Here is a 19984-nt window from a genome sequence, read left to right as displayed (position 1 = left end):
TGTTTCCTCAGGCTTTCTTCCTGCGGCGGATTTCCGTGCGGACCGACGTGCCGAGTGCGTGGGCGATCAGCGCAGCCTGCTCGCTGGCATGGCGGCTGGCAAGGCCGGTGGCGGGTGAGGCGCTGGCGGTGCGGCCGGCATAGCGCGCGCGTTCGACCTGCGCCCCGGCCGCGGCCAGGGCTTCCTCGATCAGCGGCTCGACGAAGAACCACGCGCCGTTGTTGCGCGGTTCTTCCTGGCACCAGACCACGTCTTCCAGATGGGCCATGCGCGACAGGCGCAGGGCCAGCGGCTCGCCCGGGAAGGGATAGAGCTGTTCCAGCCGGATGATCTGGGTGTCGTCCATCCCGGCCGCGTCGCGCGCCTCCATCAGGTCGTAGGCCACTTTGCCCGAGCAGAGCACGACCCGGCGGGTATTCTCGTCCGCGGCGCCGTTCAGGTCGCTGAGGATCCGCATGAAGTGCGAACCGGTCTGGAAGTCCTTCGCCTCGCTCTTGGCCAGCGCGTGGCGCAGCAGCGACTTGGGCGTCATGATGATCAGCGGCTTGCGGAAGGGGCGGTGCATCTGCCGGCGCAGCACGTGGAAATAGTTCGCCGGGCTGGTGATGTTGCACACCTGCATGTTGTCCTGCGCGCACAGCTGCAGGAACCGTTCGAGCCGGGCGCTGGAATGTTCCGGCCCCTGGCCTTCGTAACCGTGGGGCAGCAGCATGACGATGCCATTCGCGCGCAGCCACTTCGATTCCGAGGAAGCAATGTACTGGTCGATCATGATCTGCGCACCATTGGCGAAATCGCCGAACTGCGCTTCCCACAGGACCAGGCTCTTCGGATCGGCGCTGGCATAGCCGTACTCGAACCCGAGCACGCCGTATTCGCTCAAGGGGCTGTCATGCACCTCGAACTTGCCGTGCGGCACGGTGGCGAGCGGCACGTACTTGTGCTCGTCGGTCTGGTCGACCCACACCGCGTGGCGCTGGCTGAAGGTGCCGCGGCCCGAATCCTGGCCGGACAGGCGCACGCCGTAGCCTTCCGAGAGGAGCGAGCCAAATGCCAGCGCCTCGCCGGTGGCCCAGTCGAACCCTGAGCCGTTGGCGAACATGTCGCGCTTGGCATCGAGCACGCGGGCCAGCGTCTTGTGGATGGTCATGCTGTCGGGAACGGTGGTCAGCGTGCGGCCGAGGCTGTCGAACAGCTTGGGCTCGATCCCGGTCGGCACGTTGCGGCGCGCGGTTTCCGGATCGGCCGGCGCGTGAAGCCCGCTCCACCGGCCGGCGAACCAGTCCGCCTCGTTGGCCTTGTAGCTCTTGGAAGCCTCGAACTGGTCTTCCAGCTCCGCGATGAAGGCCTGCTGCACTTCTTCGGCATGACCGGCGACAATCACGCCTTCTTCGGCAAGCCGCTTGGCGTAGATCGCCGAGACGCGCGGGTGCTGACGGATGCGGGCATACATCAGCGGCTGGGTGAAGCTGGGCTCGTCACCTTCGTTGTGGCCGAAGCGGCGATAGCACCACATGTCGACCACAATGTCGCGGCCGAAGGTCTGGCGGTAGTCGATTGCCAGCTTGCAGGCGAACGTCACCGCTTCCGGATCGTCGCCGTTGACGTGCAGGATCGGGGCCTGGACGCCCTTGGCCACGTCGGACGGGTAGGGCGAGCCGCGCGAGAATTGCGGGCTGGTGGTGAAACCGATCTGGTTGTTGATGACGAAGTGGATGCAGCCGCCGGTGTTGTAGCCCTTCACGCCCGAAAAGCCGAAGCACTCCCACACGATGCCCTGGCCGGCAAAGGCGGCGTCGCCGTGGATCAGGACGGGGAGCACCTGCTTGTGCTTGCCCTGGCCGATATCGTCGCGGAAAGCCTGGCCAGCGCGGGCCTTGCCGAGCACGACCGGATCGACTGTTTCGAGGTGGCTGGGGTTGGGGACCAGGCTCATGTGGACCTTGATCCCGTCGTCGAATTCGCGGTCGGTGCTGGTGCCGAGGTGGTACTTCACGTCGCCCGAGCCGCCCACGTCCTCCGGATTGGCGGTACCGCCGGAGAATTCGTGGAAGATCACCTTGTAGGGCTTGGCCATCACGTTGGCGAGGACGTTCAGGCGGCCGCGGTGGGCCATGCCGTAGACGATCTCGCGCACGCCGCGCTGGCCGCCGTACTTGATTACGGCCTCGAGCGCGGGGATCATCGATTCCCCGCCGTCCAGCCCGAAACGCTTGGTGCCGACGTACTTCTTGCCGAGGAACTGCTCGTACTGCTCGCCCCGGATCACGGCGGCCAGGATCGCCTTCTTGCCCTGCGGGGTGAAGTCGATCGACTTGTCGCCGCCCTCGATCCGGTCCTGGATGAAGCGGCGCTCCTCCACATCGGCGATGTGCATGTATTCGAAGCCGATCTTGCCGCAGTAGTTGCGGCGCAGGATCTCGACCAGCTCGCGCACGCTGGCCCATTCCAGCCCCAGGTTCCCGCCAAGATAGACCGGCCGGTCCAGCGCAGCGCCGGAAAAGCCGTGGTATTCCGGATCGAGGTCGGCCGGAAGCTCCTGCTTCGACAGCCCCAGCGGATCGAGGTCCGCCGCCAGGTGCCCGCGAACGCGGAAGGTGCGGATCAGCAGCATGGCGCGGATCGAGTCGGCCGCGGCCTCTTCGATCGCGCGCGGATCGGCGGCCTTGCCGGCCTTCTTCGCCGCCTGCTCGACCACGAGGCGCATCTGCGTCGGGTCGAGCGCAGCAGTCAGGTCGGCGCTGCTGCCCGACACCGTATCGAGCCAGCGCGGGTTGCCCCACGACGGGCCGGGCTGCGGGCCTTCCTGGTCGGAAAGCTCGGGCAGGAAGGTCTGGTTTTCGTTACCCATGGTCGGCTCCGGGGGAGGGAGAGGAGAGAGGGCTACACCAGCTCTTTCAGCAGCGCGTCGAGCGTGGTGCCGAGTTCGGATGGCGAAGGGCTGACACGGATGCCGGCCTTTTCCATCGCCGCGATCTTGTCATCCGCGCCGCCCTGGCCGCCGGAGACGATCGCACCGGCGTGGCCCATGCGACGGCCCGGAGGGGCGGTGCGCCCGGCGATGAAGCCGACCATCGGCTTCTTGATGCCCTGCTTGGCCTTGTGGGCGATAAATTCGGCCGCTTCTTCTTCCGCACTGCCGCCGATTTCACCGATCATGATGATGCTCTTGGTCTCGTCGTCGGCCAGGAACAGCTCCAGCACGTCGATGAAGTTGGTGCCGTTGACCGGATCGCCGCCAATGCCGACCGCGGTGGTCTGGCCAAGGCCGACCATGGTGGTCTGGTGCACGGCTTCATAGGTCAGCGTGCCCGAGCGGCTGACGACGCCGACGGTGCCCTTCTTGAAGATGGAGCCGGGCATGATGCCGATCTTGCACTCGTTCGGAGTCAGCACGCCGGGGCAGTTGGGGCCGATCAGGCGGCTCTTGCTGCCAGACAGCGCGCGCTTGACGCGGACCATGTCGAGCACCGGGATGCCTTCGGTAATGCAGACGATCAGTTCCATCTCGGCATCGATCGCTTCAAGGATGGAATCGGCCGCGAACGGCGGCGGCACGTAGATGCACGATGCGGTCGCACCGGTGGCGTGCCTGGCTTCGGCCACGGTGTCATAGACCGGCAGGTCGATGTGCGTGGTGCCGCCCTTGCCGGGGGTCACGCCGCCAACCATCTGCGTGCCGTAGGCGAGCGCCTGCTGGGTGTGGAAGGTACCGGTTTCGCCGGTCATCCCCTGCGTGATGACCTTGGTGTTCTTGTTAACGAGAATTGACATTGGTGCTCTCCACTGGAGTTGCGACAACCAGCCTGAGGCCCGGTCTGTCGCTGGTTCCGGCCGGGGCCATCTGCACGGTCCGGCCCTTTGCGCGATAAGTTGTTGCGCCGTTACGCCCGGCTGGCGGAAGACTGTCACCGAAGGCGCTGCGGAAGTCCTCGTACTTCTGGAAGGATTCGATCCTGGCACTTACGATGCAGGCGCCGCTCCGGCCGAGGCGGCTCAGCAGGATCATCGTGGCCCGGTCTTCGCGGTTGTAGATGATCGGTTCAGCATCCGGTGCCTGGCCCGGCTGGGGCGCAGGGGCGGCGAGCTTCCACCCCAGCCTGTCCAGCTCGGCCGGATCCAGCCGCCCGCTGGCCGTCGCCACGAGACAGTCGTTGTAGCTTTCGAAGATCTCTCCGAGGGTGGCCGGGCGCATCTGCGCCGACGCTGGCACTGAAACCAGCGCCAGCGGGGCCACCATCAGGGCAAGGCTCTTATGCAAGGCTGCTTTCCAGTGCCTTGCACGCAACCAGCAGTTCTTCGACCGCGTCGGTCGAGACCTTGAGGTTGGCCTTTTCTTCATCCGACAAGGCGATTTCGACAACCTCTTCGATGCCGTTCGCGCCGATCACGGCCGGGACGCCGACATAGAGGCCATCGAGGCCGTACTTGCCGTCGACATAGGCGGCGACGGGCAGGATGCGCTTCTGGTCTCCGAGATAGGCTTCGGCCATGGCAATCGCGCTGGTCGCCGGGGCATAGTAGGCCGAGCCGGTCTTGAGCAGGCCGACGATTTCGCCGCCGCCGCTGCGGGTGCGCTGCACGATCTCGTCGATGCGGGCCGGGTCGATACCCTTGATCTTGGCGAGGTCGTTGACCGGGATGCCGCTGATCGTGGTGTAGCTGGTGACCGGCACCATGGTGTCGCCGTGGCCGCCGAGCACGAAGGCATTCACGTCCTTGACCGAAACACCGAATTCCCATGCGAGGAAAGTGGCGAAGCGCGCGCTGTCGAGCACACCGGCCATGCCGACGACCTTGTTGTGGGGCAGGCCGGAGAATTCGCGCAGCGCCCAGACCATCGCATCGAGCGGGTTAGTGATGCAGATCACGAACGCATCTGGCGCGTGGTTCTTGATGCCTTCGCCGACCGCCTTCATCACGCTGAGGTTGATGCCGAGCAGGTCGTCGCGGCTCATGCCGGGCTTGCGCGGCACACCGGCGGTGACGATCACCACGTCAGCCCCGGCAATGTCGGCGTAGTCGTTGGTGCCCTTGATGTTGGCATCGAAGCCTTCGACCGGGCCGCACTGGGCCAGATCAAGTGCCTTGCCCTGGGGCATGCCTTCGGCGATGTCGAACAGGACGATGTCGCCCATTTCCTTCTTCGCTGCGAGGTGGGCGAGGGTGCCGCCGATCATGCCGGCGCCGATGAGGGCGATCTTCTTGCGGGCCATACGGGATTTCCGTCCTTCCAAACGCGCGGGACCGAAACGAGTGAACCGGATATGGCGCACACCTCACGTCCCGCGAGTAAGCTGCGCCCGGCGAATGCCAAGCGACTAAGCCTGCATAATGCTGAAAGCAACCGTCAAAAGGTATGAGAGGGCACTTATCTTTGCAACTGGTTCGCAGTTGCATTAAAGCCGATGCAAAGCGCCCGGATCAGGCGGTCATGCGGTCCTCATCGTCGGCATCGCGTTCCTGCGCCAGCAGCATCGCGGCGAGGTAATCGGGCACCGCGCGACTGAAGTAGTAGCCCTGGCCCAGCGTGCAGCCTGCATCGCGCACGGCCTGGACCTGCTCGATCGTCTCGAGGCCCTCGGCCACGATTTCCATGTCAAGCTGTGCGCCCATTTCGGCCACGGCATGGATGATCGCCTGGGTCTTGCGGCCGACCCCGGGGCCGGACACGAAGCTGCGGTCGACCTTGATCTTGGAGAAGGGGAACTTGTTGATGTAGCCGATCGAGGAATAGCCGGTGCCGAAATCGTCCAGCGCGAACTTGACCCCGTCAGCCGCCAGCGTCTCGATGAAGAAGGTGGTCGCCTCGCTTTCGTCGAGCAGGACTGTCTCGGTGATCTCCAGCACCAGCCGGTGCGGCGGAAGGCCCGCTTCGCGCAGGGCGTTGCGGATGCCGAGCACGGCGCCCGGGGCGTGGATCTGCAGGGGCGAAAGGTTGACCGCGATCGTGACGTTTTCCGGCCATTGTGCGGCTGCCTTGGCCGCCTGCGCGGTGATCCAGTTGCCCAGCGTGACGATGACGCCGGTTTCTTCCGCCACGGGAATGAATTCGTCGGGGCGCAGTTCGCCCTTTTCCGGGTGGAACCAGCGCACCAGCGCCTCGAAGCTGCGGATCTTCCCGGTGGCCAGATCAACGATCGGCTGGAAGAAGATCGACAGCTCATCCTTCTGGATCGCGGCGCGCAGTTCGGCCTCGATCTCGCGCCTGCGGATGAGGTCGCGGCTCATCGATTCGTTGAAGAAGCAGGTCTGGCCCCGGCCGTTCGACTTGGCGTGGTAGAGCGCCAGGTCGGCCGATTGCATCAGCTTGTCGGCATCGTCTCCGTCCTCGGGCAACACTGCGATGCCGAGCGAGGCGCGGACTTCCATCCGGTCGCCGTCGATCCGTACCGGGCGCATGATCTCGGCATGAACCTCGCTGGCGATGCGTTCGGCTTCCTGCCGGGTTTCGACTTCGCAGAAGACGATGAATTCATCGCCGCCGAAGCGGGCGACAATGGCGTTTTCCGGCGTGATTTCGCCCAGTCGCCGGGCGATCTGTCGCAGCAGGCGGTCACCCACGGCATGGCCCAGCAGGTCGTTCACTTCCTTGAACCGGTCAAGATCGACCCAGAACAGCGCCGCCCGGCGTCCTTCAGGCAAGGCCATGAGCTGTTCGACCAGTTCGTGGTTGAGCCCGGCCCGGTTGGTGAGCCCGGTCACCACGTCGGTGCGGGCCAGCAGGCGCATGGTCTCGGCCAGCTCGGCGTTGCGTTCGGCCTCGCGAATGCTGTTCCGCAGCTCGCGGAACAGGTTCATGGTGATCGAGGCCATCGCCGGGAACAGCAGGAACAGGGTTGCGGCAAGCGCGATGAACGGCAGGCTGCCGATATAGAGCGCGGCAAGGAAGATCGGGCCGCAGGTCAGGAACAACTGGCCCAGGGCAATGGTCGGACGGCCGGCGTTGCGGGCGCAGATGCCCACGCCGTAACAGGTCGCGTTGGCGATCATCAGCACCTCGACCGCCGCTGGCGACTGAATCACCAGGGTCAGCGCGGCAATGGAACCGAGCGCGAGGGCATACGTGAACGCACCGATTTCATAAGTCAGTTCGAGCAGGTTGGTGCTCGGGCCGTCTTCCTCCGCCGAAAGGGCGTAGGCGGCACCCACGCGGATCACCGCAATCACGCTGAGGATGATGGCGCCAAGAGCCAGAAGCTCCGACCCGCTGACATAGGCTGCGATGGTACTGGCGGCGATCCCGTTGAAAGCCCCGATCGCCAGGCTGCTCGGCTGGGTATAAAGGGTGCGCACCAGGTTCCGCCGGACCCGCTCATTGAGCGCGTCGGCACCGGTGCGCGGGAAAACCGTGCTGATTTTCCGCCAGAGAGCACTTGTCGCCATGCCTTCCGGGATAGCGCGCAATCCTCTTTTATTGGTTAAATGGGGCTTACCCGAACACCCTGTAGATTTTGTTGGGGTTTGTTAGACCGGGGGCCCGAATCGTCAGAGCAGTGGACCGTTGCAGGTCGACGCCTTGTGCTCCAGCCGGGCAGCGAGCCGCTTGTCCAGCGTTCGGCAAACGCCCAGCCACCACTGATAGGACTCGCGGTCACCGGCGAAGAAGGCCTGCTCCGCCCGGCGGTGCGCGTCGCCCGCTGCGCCGAGGCCGTGTTCGGCGAAATGGCGCAGGGCAGCGTGCAGCATCTGGTCGAGCGTTTCCGCCCCGTTGTCATTGGCGGGCTGGCCAGCCGTGCGCCGGGCCAGGACACGGGCTAGCGGCGAAGCGGCGGGGGTGCGGGCGGCAGCAAAGCGCAGGGTCATGCGGAGACGGTTCCAGTCATTCGGAGGAGTGCGACCGTTGTAGCAACAGGGCTGCTAAGGATCGGTTCCGGCGCAAGGTTGACGGCGTATTAACCCCCGTTGCGGGTTACCGCGCAGGCTTGCCTGGCTCCGCAATCCAGCGGCCGGAATTGGCATATTCCTGCTTCACCCCGCCCGAAGCCGGCAGGTTTTCGGCGGTGAAGATCGCATCCCCGCCGCGCTGTTCGATGGCCGGGGCATAGGCGGGCGCAGCCGCGCGAACCGGGCCGGCGCCCCTGCTATCCACCTCAGCCTTGCGGCGCTCTTCCTCGAACACCTTGGCCAGCGCGATCGGATCGGCTGCGGCGGTGGCGTAGTCCTCGGTCCGCCGGGCATTGGGGGCCGAGACCGGCTCTCCGCCGGCATAGGCCCAGCGGAATGCAGCCGGAGTGCCGGCCGGCCCCTTCCACTTGTAGAAGCGGTGGGCGCCTATGGTGCCGATGTGGTCGAGGCTGGGCGCCCAGTAGGGGTAGATCCAGATCGTGTGATAATGGGTGGCGAGGCCGACCGGGGTGTAAACGTCGCCCGCCAGCGCATCGCGCGCAACCATCCGGGCCCGTGCCATCGCACTGGCAGAAGGCACACGCCGCAGCGATCCGTCACAGGTGAAGCTGAACTGGCAACCGGTCTTGCGCTCGCTGCCCTGGTAAACGACGCCGCAGACCGTGTTGGGATAGGTTGGGTGGGCCACACGGTTGAGCACCACTTGCGCCACCGCGCGTTGCCCACCGATCGATTCGCTCGCCGCTTCGTAATAGATCGCCGTGGCGAGGCAATCGAGCGCGCGGGTGCGGTCAAGCCCGCTGCCGCCGCCGAAGAACGCGCGGGCCGAGGGGCCGACCGTGTCGCGCAGGGCGAGCTCGGCCACTTCGGCATTGCCGGTGCCGGTCTGGTCGAACAATACGGCAGGCGCGGTATCCACATCATAGCTGAGCCGCGCTTCATCCTCGATGAAGTAGAAGGCCGAACCGGGGAAATTCTGCCCGGCCTGCTCGAACGCCATGGGGGTGACGGCGGCGGGGGCAGTGAAGCCGGTGTCTGCTTCCGCACCCCAATCGAGCGGCGCGGCCATCGCCGGAACCCCGATCGCTGCCGCCAGTGCCAGGAGGCTCCGCCCGCGGTGTCTGCCCGAAAACGCCGCCCGCAGCCGCGCCGCCAAGTTCTGCCGCGGCGCGCGAGGGCGCGGTCCGGCATGGACCCGCGGGGCTTGGGCAGGGTGGGCAGAGCGACGGGTCAAGCGGGTTCCTCTGGCAGAGCGGCGATACGCGCAAAGCGCGTAGCAAGGGCGGGGCAGGCGGACGAGGTGGACGAAGGGGCCTGTCCCATAGGGGCACAGCCTCCACAGCGCGGTTAAGGCGCACGGCAAACAACCGGTTAATGCCGCCGCGCTTGCCCGCAGGCGGCGACCGCTCTATGGCTCGCCCCGACGTCACGGGTTGCCCGCGAGAGCGGGCCTAAGAGGGAAGGGGGTTCAAATCCCCCGCTGCCCCCGCAACTGTGACCGGGGAGCGATCCCGCCACATGCCACTGGGCTCCGGCCCGGGAAGGCGGCGGAGTAGCGTTGATCCGGGAGCCAGGAGACCTGCCTGTGCGTGTCGTTCGAGCGGCCGGGCGGGGTGTACCGGAAGTTGCGGGGAAAGCCTGAATTCGCAGGCTGTCCTCCGTCATGGGCGACGTTCGCACATGACTGGAGGAATTATGCGTAAATACCTGTTTTTGAGTTCTTTGGCGTTCGTTTCTGCCCCCGCATGGGCGCAGGACGAGGCTGATGACCGCGTGGTCATCGCTGACCGCAAGCTGGATGAAGCCACCATCACCGTCACTGCCACCGGCACCCGGATGGAGGTCGAGGCGACCGGCCAGCCGGTCACCGTGCTGGGCGAGGCCGAGATTACCAGCGTGCAGGGTGCGGACCTTGCCCGGGTGCTGGAGCGCGTCCCCGGCCTCACCGTCAGCCGCAACGGCGGGGCCGGCGGCTTCACCGGGGTGCGCCTGCGCGGCGCCGAGGCGGAACAGACGCTGGCCGTGCTTGACGGGGTGCGAGTGGCCGACCCGGCCTCGCCCGGCGGCGGGTTCGACTTCGGCAACCTGCTGGCGATGAACCTCGAAAAGCTGGAGGTGCTGCGCTCGTCCAACTCCACCGTCTGGGGATCGGATGCCATTGGCGGCGTCGTGGTGGCCTCGACCAGCGCGGCCAGCGGGCTGCGCGCCAGCGCCGAATATGGCGCGCGCGATACCGCGACCGGAGCCGTCTCGGGCGGGATCGGCGGGGAGCGCGGCTTCCTTGGCGCTTCGGCCAGCTACTTCCGTACTGACGGGTTCTCCTCGGCTGCCAGCGGCACCGAGGCCGACGGGTTCGAGCAGTGGGCGCTGAACGGGCAGGGGCGGCTCTACCTCTCGGACAGCTTTGAACTGTTTGCGCGCGGGCGCTACGCCGAGGGAACACTCGATCTCGACGGGTTCCCTTCACCCCTGTTCGCGCTGGCCGATACGCTTGAAACACAGGAGACCCGCCAGATCGCCGCCAGCGCCGGGGCGGTCTATGACAGCGGCCCGCTCTACCTCCAGGCCAGCTATAGCCTTGCCGAAACCGAGCGTGACAACCTCGACCCTGCATTCGGGCCGACCTTCACCAGCAAGGGGACGTCCGACCGGATTGCCTTGCGCGGCGAATGGCGCCCTATCGGCCCGCTGCTGGTCCATTTCGGCGGTGAGCACGAGTGGAGCGATTACCGCACCCTGTTCGATGCCGGGGAAAGCACGCGCATCTTCGGGGCCTACACCCAGCTCGGGATTGAATACGGCGGCATTTCCGCGCGGGTTGGTGGGCGAATTGACGACCATGCCCGGTTCGGCACCGCGACCAGCTTCGGCGCGGACCTGAGCTATGAACTGGCGGATGACCTGCGCCTGCGCGCCAGCGTGGGCGAAGGGTTCAAGGCGCCAACGCTGTTCCAGCTGTTCAGCGATTTCGGTAACGAAGCCCTGACCCCGGAAAAGAGCACCAGCTTCGACCTTGGCCTGGCGCTGGGCGAACGGACCATGTCCGGCCGCCGCTTCCATGGCGCCGCCACGGTGTTCCGCCGTGATGCAGAAGACCAGATCGAGTTCGCCAGCTGCTTCGGTTCGACCGCGCCCCTTTGTGCCACCCGCCCGTTCGGGTTCTACGAGAACCTGGGCAGGGTGCGCGCGCAGGGGTTCGAGCTGGAACTCGGGGCACGGCCCAGCGAGCGACTGACCGCGCGGGCGGTTTACGCCTATGTCGAGACCGAGAACCGCACCCTTGGCAGCGCGCGGCTGGGCAATACGCTCGCCCGCCGTCCGCGCCATGCGCTGACGGTCTCGGCAGACTGGCAGGTTCCGCTGGCCGGCCTGACGCTGGGCGCGGACGTGCGGCTGGTGGGTGACAGCTTCGACAATGCTGCCAATACCGTCCCGCTCGACGGTTACGAGGTGGTGACGCTGCGCGCTTCGCTGCCGGTGGGCGATACAGTGGAGCTGTTTGGCCGGGTCGAGAACCTGTTCGACACGCAGTACCAGACGGCTGCCGGATACGCCCAGGCCGGGCGGGGCGCGTTTGTCGGGGCGCGGCTGGCCCTATGACACGATGCGAGTAGTGCGCTGGGCCGGTCTCCTCGCCGCTGTGGCCGTTGCAGGATGCGGTCCTGCGACGGTTCAGCCGCCTGCACCGGACGCCCCCACCGTAGTCAGCCTCAACCCGTGCAGCGATGCGATCCTGGCCGAAGTGCTCCCGCCCGAACGACTGCTGGCGGTGAGCCACTACAGCCACGATCCGCAGGGCACCTCGATGGACCTTGCGCTCGCCCGCAGCTTCCGGGCAACCGGGGGGACGGTGGAGGAGGTGCTGGCGCTCGATCCGGACATGGTCGTCGGCAGCGTGTTCATGCCGCCGGCCACCCGCGCTGCGCTGGCGGACATGGGGCTGCGGGTCGAGACGCTCGGCATTGCCAGCACAGTCGCCGAAAGCCAGGCGCAGGTGCGCGCCCTCGCAGCCGCCGTGGGCGAGCCGGAGCGGGGCGAGGCGCTGGCGGCGCGGATCGGGCAGGCGGCGGCGCAGCTGGAGCAGGGCCGGGCAAGGGCCGCCCCCGCGACCGTGCTGTGGCAACCCGGCGGCATCGTGCCGGGTGAGGACACGCTGGTCGGCGAGCTGATGCACCGCGCAGGGCTGGCCAGCCACACCGCCGCGCGCGGGATGCACCAGGCCGATTACCTCTCGCTCGAGCAAGTGCTGGCCGACCCGCCCGCGCTGCTGCTGGTCGCCGGTGCCGAGCGGGCGCAGCGCCATCCGGTGCTTGATGCCCTGCCGCAGACCCGGCGCGCGGCGTTCGACCCCTCGCTGCTCTATTGCGGCGGGCCGAGCGTGATCCGGGCAGCGGCGCGGCTGGGGGAGGTGCGCGAGGGCGTGAGCCCCCATCATGGATACGCGCTGAGATGACCCGCCCGATCCCCCTCCTCCTGCTCCTGCTCGCACTGGCCTTCCCCCTGTCGCTGCTCGCAGGGCGCGTGTGGATAGACCCGGCGAGCACCCCCAATGCCGCGCTGATCCTGGCCGAGCTGCGCCTGCCGCGCAGCGTGCTGGCGCTGGTGATCGGCGCGGGGCTGGGGGCGGCGGGGGCGGCGATGCAGGGCTACCTGCGCAACCCGCTGGCCGATCCGGGCCTGTTCGGCATTGCCCCGATGGCGGCGCTGGGCGCGGTGGCGAGCTTCTGGCTCGGATACGCCGCGCAGCCCTGGGCCCTGCCGCTGCTGGCCCTGCTCGGCGCGGGCGCGGGGATGGCGCTGCTGGCGCTGATCGCAGGCCGGAGTGCCAATGGTACTTCGGGCATCGCCCTGTTCACGCTGGCCGGGCTGATGGTCGCCAGCCTTGCCGGCACGCTTACCAGCCTCGCCATCAGCACCGCGCCCAATGCCTTCGCGATGAGCGAGATCGTCACCTGGCTGATGGGCGCGCTGACTGACCGGGGCTGGCGCGAGGTCTGGCTCGCCGCGCCGCTCACCCTGGCCGGGATCGCCTGCCTCCTGATGGCGGCGCGCGGGCTTGACGCGCTGACGCTGGGCGAGGCGGCGGCCCGCTCGCTCGGGGTGGAGCCGGGGCGCTTGCTGGCGTGGCTGGTGCTCGGCGTGGGCCTGACCGTGGGCAGCGGGGTGGCAGTGGCCGGGATCGTCGGCTTTGTCGGGCTGGTGGTGCCGCACCTGGTCCGCCCGCTGACCGACCGGCGCCCGTCGCAGCTGATCGTGCCGAGTGCGCTGGCGGGCGCGCTTCTCGTGCTGGTGGCGGACAGCGCGGTGCGGGTGATCCCCTTCGTCACCGAGCTGCGGCTGGGCATCGCGCTGAGCCTGATCGGGGCGCCGTTCTTCCTGTGGCTGCTGCTGCGGATGAGGCGAGGGCTGGCGTGATGCTCCAAGCCCGTTCGCTGGCCCTCGCAGGCCGCCTTGCCGGGGTCTCCGCCACGCTCGAGCCGGGCCGGATCACCGCGATCTGCGGGCCCAATGGCGCGGGCAAGTCGAGCCTGCTCGAATGCCTTGCGGGCCTGCTGGTGCCGGATACTGGCGAGGCGCTGCTGGAGGGCGAGCCGCTGCTGGCGCTCCACCCGCAGGAGCGGGCGCGGGCGATCGGTTACCTGCCGCAGACCGGCGAAGTGGCGTGGGACGTGGCGGTGCGCAGCCTCGTCGCGCTGGGCCGCCTGCCACACCGTGATGCACGCGCCGAGCCGGTCGAGACCGCGCTCGCCGCGCTCGACCTGCTGGGCCTGGCCGACCGCCCGGTCTCGCGCCTGTCGGGCGGGGAGCGGGCGCGGGCGCTGCTGGCGCGGGTGCTGGCGGGCGAGCCGCGCTGGATCCTCGCCGACGAGCCACTGGCCGCGCTCGACCTCGCGCACCAGCTCGCCCTGCTCGGCCACCTGCGCCGGGCAGCGGACGCGGGCACCGGCGTGGTACTGGTGCTGCACGACCTCGCGCTCGCCATGAACCATGCCGACCGGGTGCTGGTGCTGGACCAGGGCAGGCTGGCGGCCGAGGGCGCGCCGGACCATGCGCTCTCGGCAGAGGTGATCGCGCGGATCTGGGGCGTGCAGGCGCGCTGGCTGGGCGAGCCGGGCGCGCGGGCGCTGGCTGTCTAGGCCCCGCAAGCACCTGCCCCGGCGGACGACGACCCCTGCGCCGGGAACAGACTGCCAATGTTGGAGTGGCCGGGGGCAAGCCCTGCAACCTGTTACACTTGTTACACTGTCCTGAGCGGAAAAAATCCGCCGCGTGCGGGCAAGGATCGTTGCGCTCGGCTTACAGCAAGGCGGACTGACGATGACCTGCCCCCCGGTGATCCCGCGGTCATAACGAGAGTCTGCCGGTTTGATATTCGTGCTCGCCGGCCGGCACAAGCGCGCCGGGCGTGACGCTTCCATCTTGCTGGAACGTCCGGCGCGCTTGTGTCGGCGTCCGGTTCCCAAGGGATGAGTGCGGCCGGACGTTGTTGTAGTCGTAGCGCCAGACCGCCAGTTTGCGCCGGGCATCGGCGAGGCTGTCGAACAGCTCCTCATTGAGCAGCTCGTCGCGCAGCGATCCGTTGAACGATTCAATGAACGCATTCTGCTGTGGCTTGCCCGGATCGATGTAGTGCCATTCGACCCGGTTCTCGCTCGCCCACTTCAGGATCGCCCGGCTCGTAAACTCCGTCCCGTTGTCGCTGACGATGCAGGCCGGTTTGCCATACAGCCGCACCAGCGTGTCCAACTCCCGGGCAACCCGAGCGCCAGAGATGCTGGTGTCGCCCAGCAAGCACAGGTTCTCCCGGCAGGCGTCATCGTTGATCGCCAGGATACGCAGCCTGCGGGAAGCGCCGAAGGTGTCAGCCACAAAGTCCATCGACCAGCGATCGTTCGGCCGCAGCGGCACAGGCATCGGCGTCCGACTGCCGCGTGCCCGCTTGCGCCCGCGCCGCCGCCGCACCGACAAGCCCTCTTCGCGATACAACCGGTAGAGCTTCTTGTGGTTCATCACGTGCCCCTTGCGTTCGAGCATGACGCCCACGCGCCGGTAGCCGAACCGGCGGCGCTGAGCGGCGATCTCGCGCATCTCTTCGCGGATCTCGGCATGATCAGGCGGACGTTCTCGCCGGACCGTCTTGGGGTCGACGCCAACCAGCCCGCAGGCCCGGCGCTGTGAGATCTGGTAATCCCGCATCACGCCGAGCGCCACGTCCCGTCGCTGGCCTGGCGTCGTCAGACTTTTCCCAAGAGATCCTTGAGGATCGCATTGTCCAGCACGCTTTCGGCCAGCAGCCGCTTGAGTTTGCTATTCTCCTCCTCGAGAAGTCGCAGGCGCCGCGCCTCCGACACCTCCAGGCCGCCATACTTGGCCTTCAGCTTGTAAAAGGTCGCAGGGCTCAACCCGTGCTTGCGGCAAACCTCGGCAGTCGGCAGTCCGGCCTCCTGCTCCTTGATCATGCCGATAATCTGCTCCTCGGTAAAACGACTCTTCCTCATTCATCTGCTCCTTCGCTCAGGGCAGACTCTACATCAAATCGAGGGAGCCAGCGGGGGGCAGGTCAACGATCATCGCGCCGTGGTGGCAGATCGGGGACGAGTAGGAAAACCGATTGTGCCGGACGGATGGAGGCCATTCCTCCCCGTGCCGGGGAGGGGGACCACTAAGTGGTGGAGGGGCACCCTGACCCCACGCACACCGCCGATTGGTTCACGCAGAGCGCACAGAGATAAAGAGAGGCGCAGAGGAAGTTGATATACTGTACCCGGAATTATAGTATGTGTCCCCGGAATTATCGCCGCTCAACTCGTGATCTCAGCGCATGCCGCCGCAGGCAGCGCAGAAGCTCGCTTTCGGCGTCCTCAATGGTTTCCCGCATGTGGTGCAGGGCGGACCATGCTCCTTGATCCGGTGATGCCAAATCGCATTGATGTTGGTTTCACGCATGCCGGTCATAAGCTCGAAAAGATCGAGGGCGGCATCTCTCATTATGGGATCGGCCGACCCGGAAAGAAGCGGGCCGATACGCTCCCATTCGTCCTCATCCAGCATCGGCATTTTAACTTTGCAGCGCCAACAGTACAATTCGCGTGCCATCACACACTCCACTTGGCCGCATTGAGAACGCGAGGACCACCTTGCGCCTCCTCGGCTCTGCGGGTTGCAATCCAATACCGCTCACGTTGGTTCAGTACTTCACGTCCACAGTTTTCCAGTACAGTGAGACTAACCTCGATCATGTCGTCATGTGCGATGCGCAGTGCGCGGTGGATTTCGCGATAGGAAGTGGGTTTTCCCTTCCTGTACGCATCTCCGGCAATCAGCTTGCGGACGTTGTTGGGATATTCGCGGATACGCCCTCGCAGCCTTGCTGACTTGCCGATGTAAAGGCTGTCGACGCCAATGCGCCACTCGTAGATGCCTGGAAGGCCGACATCGATGCTCTCTCCGATATCGAGCGTCCACCAATTGTCTCGTAAGTCGCCCATCTTGTCATCCAAGCGGAAATTTTCGATGCCCGCGCGATACTAGTAGATCCGCTGGACAATCCGGCAACAATTTCGGGGTGGACTATACTAAATTCTTCTTCCGCTTCGGGCCTCGTTCGCCGGGGCCGAGTGTTCTCCTGATACGCTGTTCCGGTCCGCTGATCCAGCCTGCGCTGGCAAGCGGATGGCAGGTGCCCAGACACTTGGCCTAGCAAACACCCGCCACCATCGCCCCTTGGGGCGAGGGCGGCGGGTGGAGGTCTTACTTCCCGCCGACCGCTTCCATGATCGGTTCGCCGCTGGGTTCGATGCCGCCGCCGGTCAGGCCGCGCGCTTCGAGCATCGGGGTCACGTCGGGCTGGCGCCCGGCGAAGTTCTCGAACATCTCGAAGTAGTCCATCGTGCCGCCGCGGCTGATCACGGTGGCGCGGTAGTGGTCGCCGTTGGCGCGGGTCAGGCCGCCGTTGTCGCGGAACCACTTGCGGCTGTCACGGTCGAGCATCTCGGTCCACAGGTAGCTGTAGTAGCCCGCCGAATAGCCGGCCGGCGAGCTGAAGATGTGGTTGAAGTAGTTGCTGCGATAGCGCGGCGGCACCAGGTCCACCTTCAGCCCCAGCTCTTCCAGCGCGCGCCGCTCGAACGCGTCGACATCGGCGGCGGTGCGGATCTTCGCGGCCTCGTCCACCGAAAGCGCGTGCCACTTCATGTCGAGCAGGGCGGCGGCAACGACTTCGCCGAAGTCATACCCCTGGTTGAACTTGCTCGCCGCGTCGATCTTGGCGATCAGCTCGGCCGGGATGGTCTCGCCGGTCTTGTAGTGCTTGGCGTAGTTTTCGAGGATGCTGGGCCAGGTGGCCCACATCTCGTTGACCTGACTGGGATACTCCACGAAATCGCGCGCGGTGGCGGTGCCGGAGAGGCTGGCATACTGCTGATCGGCGAAGAAGCCGTGCAGCGCGTGGCCGAATTCGTGGAACAGCGTGTTGACGTTGTCGAAGCTGACCAGCTGGACTTCGCCCTCGGCCGCCTTGGGGATGTTGAGCACGTTGTAGATCACTGGCTTGGTGCCGTAGAGATAGCTCTGGTCGACGAAGTTGCTCATCCACGCGCCGCCACGCTTGCTCGGGCGCTGGTAGGGGTCGAAGTAGAAGATCCCCAGCTCGCTCCCGTCGCGGTCGAACACGCTGTAGGTGGTCACGTCCGGGTGATAGACCGGCAGGTCGGTGCGCTTCTTGAAGTCGAGCCCGAACAGCTGGTTGGCAGCGTAGAACACCCCGTCTTCCAGCACCCGGTCAATCTGGAAGTACTCCATGACCTTGTCTTCATCGAGCTCGTAGCGTTCCGCCTTGACCTTGTTGGCATAGCGGTACCAGTCCCACGGCTCGACCGAGAAATTGCCGCCTTCGGCTGCGATCATCTCGTTGAGCAGGGCCGCCTCGCGCTGCTGGGTCGCGGCGAGGGCGGGGACCATGTCGGTCATGAAGCCCAGCGCGGTTTCCGGCTTCTTCGCCATCCGGTCAACCAGGGCATAGCTGCCCCAGCTGTCATGCCCGAACAGCGCGGCCTTTTCGGCGCGCAGGCGGACGATCTGGGCGATCAGTTCGCGGGTGTCGTTCGGCCCGCCCTGCTCGGCGCGGGTGAGCGAGAGCCTGAACAGCTTTTCGCGGGTGGCGCGGTTTTCCAGCGCGGGCAGGAGCGGCTGCTGGGTGGTGTTCTGCAGCGCGATGGCGAACTTGCCCTGCATCCCCTTTTCCGCTGCCAGCTTGGCCGCGGCATCGATGTCGGCCTGCGACAGGCCGGCCAGCTCCGCCGCGCTGTCAACCACCAGCGCATTGGCGACAGTCGCCGCGCGCACCCGCTGGCTGAAGTCCGTGGTCAGCTTGGACAGGTCGGAGTTGATTGTCTTGACCTGCTCCTTCTGGGCCGGGGTCAGCTGCGCCCCGGCGTTGACCATGCCTTCGTAGGTTTCCTCCAGCAGCTTGGCCTGCTCCGGCGTCATGCTCATCGAAGCGCGGTTGTCGTAGACCGCCTTCACGCGGGCAAACAGCACCGGATCCAGCGTGATCGCATCGCCATGCTGCGACAGCTTCGGGCCGACCAAGGTCTGCGTCTCGTCAAGCGTGTCGTTGGTGTTGGCGCCGGTCAGGGCGAAGAACATGGTCGCGACCCGGCCCAGCATCCGCCCCGAGGTTTCCAGCGCGACGATGGTGTTCTCGAACGTGGGCGCCTCCGGATTGGCCTTGATCCGCGCGATCTCGCCGTTGTGGACTGCCATCGCCTTCTCGAACGCGGGCAGGTAGACCGCGTCTGGCACCCTGGTGAAATCGGGCGCGTGGAAAGGCAGCACGCTGTCATTGGCGAAATAGGCAATCGCCTTGTCCAGCTCGTCGCCAGACAGGTTGGCGGAGGAAGCGGCAGGCTTGGTCTGGGCCATGGCGGGCTCCGGCATGATGGCAACAGTGGTGAGCAGCGCGCCGGCAGCGGCGGCGAGCATGAGGCGGGATTTCATCGGCGACTCCTTATCGGATCATGGTCGGGTCTTACCCGGTGTTGGCCGGGCTGTTAGCTGACCGCGCTTGAACCTGAGATTGATTACAAATGCAACCGGGTGCATTTCCGTCACTGGGCGCATCGGCTCCGGTCGCCCTTCCGGCAGGCTTCCACGTCGGCGCGCCAGCGGGCCATGGCGGCTTCGTGTTCGCGCTCGCGCCGGAGCCGTTCAGCCTCGACCGCCGCGACCGCCGCCTCGTGCTCGGCCGCCTGGCGGGCGATGGTGGCCTCCCGGTCACGCAGGGCCTGCTCGTAGGCCTGCCGGTTGGCTTCGTTCTCGGCCAGCTGGCGGGTGCCGAACTCGGCCTGTTCCCGGTTCAGGCGCTCGCGCTCGGCCTGCTCGCGCTGCTCCTGCTCGGAGGCAACCGGAACGGATAAGGGCGGAACAGGGTCAGAGGACACCTGCGCAGGCTGCGCGGCGGTGGCTGTGCTGGCCGAGCCCGTCATGCGGTTCGGGCGACTTGACGGGCCATCCTTGCAGCCTGGCACGATCGGATCGGCCCAGTTGGGCACACTGCCGCGCGGCGGGAAAATCCGGCCCTTGGCTTCGGCGCGCCAACCGTCATTGGTCACCACTGCCGGCGAAGACAGGGTGTAGTAATTGGAGAATGGCTTGGTGGGGCCGGACGAGCCGTCCCGGCAAAACTGCGTGTTGAATGTCAGGTGCCTGGTGGTGGAACTTTCGGAAATCCGCCAGCCGTCTCCATGATTGGAGATGCTGCGGACGTAAAAGACATATTCCGGATAGTCTTTGCCATCGACCCCCTGTTTGGCGCCGGTCCGTTCAGCGCCGGTGATCACCGCAACCAGATCGCCAGCACGAGGCACATACTGCGACCGCCCGCTGCCATGGACTTTCTCCTCTGCCACGACGAGGCGGATCTCGGTGCCGTTGACTTCGAACTCTATGTCGCTGTGGGGAAATCGAGACACCCAGCGCCCCTGCACCTCGGCCAGAAACGCCGGATCGATTGCGGCCTGGGCCTGTGCTGGCTGCGCCCACGCCAAATTCAGCCCTGCGATGGAGGCAGGGGCGGCAAACGCGAGCATGGCAGGCAACAAGATACGCATGAGGTCTCATCCTGTTTGCAAGATTT

General features: G+C 66.5%; 16 protein-coding genes and 1 riboswitch. Of the genes, 4 read left to right on the top strand and 12 right to left on the bottom strand.

From position 1 onward, the window contains the following. Positions 1-7: 7 nt before the first annotated feature. The 7 genes from U4960_RS12600 to U4960_RS12570 form a co-directional block, all read right to left on the bottom strand. Positions 8-2851 carry a 2-oxoglutarate dehydrogenase E1 component gene (locus tag U4960_RS12600; RefSeq protein WP_324260981.1) on the bottom strand — a complete coding sequence of 948 codons (2844 nt, stop codon included), beginning with the start codon at positions 2849-2851 and terminating at the stop codon, positions 8-10. A 32-nt stretch (positions 2852-2883) separates the two neighbouring features. Next, positions 2884-3774, bottom strand: coding sequence for a succinate--CoA ligase subunit alpha (gene sucD / locus U4960_RS12595; RefSeq protein WP_324260980.1), 891 nt, complete (start codon positions 3772-3774; stop codon positions 2884-2886). Then, complete coding sequence (locus tag U4960_RS12590; protein WP_324260979.1) at positions 3758-4261, bottom strand: hypothetical protein; 504 nt, start codon at positions 4259-4261, stop codon at positions 3758-3760. The genes sucD and U4960_RS12590 overlap by 17 nt, the downstream gene beginning before the upstream one ends. Continuing rightward, positions 4254-5216 carry a malate dehydrogenase gene (gene mdh, locus U4960_RS12585; protein ID WP_324260978.1) on the bottom strand — a complete coding sequence of 321 codons (963 nt, stop codon included), beginning with the start codon at positions 5214-5216 and terminating at the stop codon, positions 4254-4256. Before mdh ends, U4960_RS12590 begins: the two co-directional genes overlap by 8 nt. A gap of 208 nt (positions 5217-5424) precedes the next feature. Beyond that, positions 5425-7386: a putative bifunctional diguanylate cyclase/phosphodiesterase gene (locus U4960_RS12580; RefSeq protein WP_324260977.1), complete on the bottom strand. Its 1962-nt coding sequence runs from the start codon at positions 7384-7386 to the stop codon at positions 5425-5427. 102 nt (positions 7387-7488) lie between these two features. After that, positions 7489-7806 carry a hypothetical protein gene (locus tag U4960_RS12575; RefSeq protein ID WP_324260976.1) on the bottom strand — a complete coding sequence of 106 codons (318 nt, stop codon included), beginning with the start codon at positions 7804-7806 and terminating at the stop codon, positions 7489-7491. Between the two features lie 106 nt (positions 7807-7912). Further along, positions 7913-9004 (bottom strand): cell wall hydrolase, encoded by a 1092-nt coding sequence (locus U4960_RS12570; protein ID WP_324260975.1) that lies wholly within the window; start codon positions 9002-9004, stop codon positions 7913-7915. 258 nt (positions 9005-9262) lie between these two features. Next, positions 9263-9449: riboswitch (cobalamin riboswitch) on the top strand. A gap of 121 nt (positions 9450-9570) precedes the next feature. Between U4960_RS12570 and U4960_RS12565 the strand changes: the two genes are divergently transcribed. Genes U4960_RS12565 through U4960_RS12550 form a run of 4 tightly spaced genes read left to right on the top strand, consistent with a single transcriptional unit; the run spans position 9571 to position 13985 of the window. Next, positions 9571-11448: a TonB-dependent receptor plug domain-containing protein gene (locus U4960_RS12565; protein WP_324260974.1), complete on the top strand. Its 1878-nt coding sequence runs from the start codon at positions 9571-9573 to the stop codon at positions 11446-11448. 40 nt (positions 11449-11488) lie between these two features. Next, positions 11489-12301 (top strand): ABC transporter substrate-binding protein, encoded by an 813-nt coding sequence (locus U4960_RS12560; protein ID WP_324260973.1) that lies wholly within the window; start codon positions 11489-11491, stop codon positions 12299-12301. Beyond that, on the top strand, positions 12298-13263 hold the full coding sequence (locus U4960_RS12555) for a FecCD family ABC transporter permease (protein WP_324260972.1): 966 nt from the start codon (positions 12298-12300) through the stop codon (positions 13261-13263). Before U4960_RS12560 ends, U4960_RS12555 begins: the two co-directional genes overlap by 4 nt. Next, positions 13263-13985 (top strand): ABC transporter ATP-binding protein, encoded by a 723-nt coding sequence (locus tag U4960_RS12550; protein WP_324260971.1) that lies wholly within the window; start codon positions 13263-13265, stop codon positions 13983-13985. Before U4960_RS12555 ends, U4960_RS12550 begins: the two co-directional genes overlap by 1 nt. Before the next feature lie 208 nt (positions 13986-14193). Here U4960_RS12550 and U4960_RS12545 read toward each other — a convergent pair. From U4960_RS12545 to U4960_RS12525, 5 genes are all read right to left on the bottom strand, one after another. Continuing rightward, positions 14194-15347, bottom strand: a protein-coding gene (locus tag U4960_RS12545; protein WP_324260970.1) for an IS3 family transposase whose coding sequence is annotated in 2 segments (ribosomal slippage) — positions 14194-15089 and positions 15089-15347 — 1155 coding nt in all. Because the reading frame shifts where the segments join, the coding sequence is not laid out codon by codon here. 316 nt (positions 15348-15663) lie between these two features. Continuing rightward, positions 15664-15945, bottom strand: a complete 282-nt coding sequence (locus U4960_RS12540; protein WP_324260969.1) for a hypothetical protein — start codon at positions 15943-15945, stop codon at positions 15664-15666. Then, the gene (locus tag U4960_RS12535) at positions 15945-16349 is read right to left on the bottom strand and encodes a hypothetical protein (protein ID WP_324260968.1); all 405 of its coding nucleotides are present in this window, start codon (positions 16347-16349) and stop codon (positions 15945-15947) included. The genes U4960_RS12540 and U4960_RS12535 overlap by 1 nt, the downstream gene beginning before the upstream one ends. Before the next feature lie 250 nt (positions 16350-16599). Beyond that, positions 16600-18846, bottom strand: a complete 2247-nt coding sequence (locus U4960_RS12530) for a M3 family metallopeptidase (RefSeq protein ID WP_324260967.1) — start codon at positions 18844-18846, stop codon at positions 16600-16602. A 110-nt stretch (positions 18847-18956) separates the two neighbouring features. Further along, entirely contained in the window at positions 18957-19958 is a 1002-nt protein-coding gene (locus U4960_RS12525; protein WP_324260966.1) for a hypothetical protein, read from the bottom strand. Positions 19959-19984 lie beyond the last annotated feature (26 nt).

Source organism: Altererythrobacter sp. H2 (assembly GCF_035319885.1).
In the GTDB taxonomy this organism is placed as follows: domain Bacteria; phylum Pseudomonadota; class Alphaproteobacteria; order Sphingomonadales; family Sphingomonadaceae; genus 34-65-8.
The sequence above is the reverse complement of the archived record's forward strand: the minus strand, read 5'-3'. Positions and strand labels throughout refer to the sequence as shown.

Coding starts and splice junctions, on each gene's coding strand:
- mdh (WP_324260978.1), bottom strand. CDS start 5,216: ATGGCCCGCAAGAAGATCGCCCTCATCGGCGCCGGCATGATCGGCGGC.
- U4960_RS12580 (WP_324260977.1), bottom strand. CDS start 7,386: ATGGCGACAAGTGCTCTCTGGCGGAAAATCAGCACGGTTTTCCCGCGC.
- U4960_RS12530 (WP_324260967.1), bottom strand. CDS start 18,846: ATGAAATCCCGCCTCATGCTCGCCGCCGCTGCCGGCGCGCTGCTCACC.
- U4960_RS12555 (WP_324260972.1), top strand. CDS start 12,298: ATGACCCGCCCGATCCCCCTCCTCCTGCTCCTGCTCGCACTGGCCTTC.
- U4960_RS12540 (WP_324260969.1), bottom strand. CDS start 15,945: ATGGCACGCGAATTGTACTGTTGGCGCTGCAAAGTTAAAATGCCGATG.
- U4960_RS12525 (WP_324260966.1), bottom strand. CDS start 19,958: ATGCGTATCTTGTTGCCTGCCATGCTCGCGTTTGCCGCCCCTGCCTCC.
- U4960_RS12575 (WP_324260976.1), bottom strand. CDS start 7,806: ATGACCCTGCGCTTTGCTGCCGCCCGCACCCCCGCCGCTTCGCCGCTA.
- U4960_RS12550 (WP_324260971.1), top strand. CDS start 13,263: ATGCTCCAAGCCCGTTCGCTGGCCCTCGCAGGCCGCCTTGCCGGGGTC.
- sucD (WP_324260980.1), bottom strand. CDS start 3,774: ATGTCAATTCTCGTTAACAAGAACACCAAGGTCATCACGCAGGGGATG.
- U4960_RS12600 (WP_324260981.1), bottom strand. CDS start 2,851: ATGGGTAACGAAAACCAGACCTTCCTGCCCGAGCTTTCCGACCAGGAA.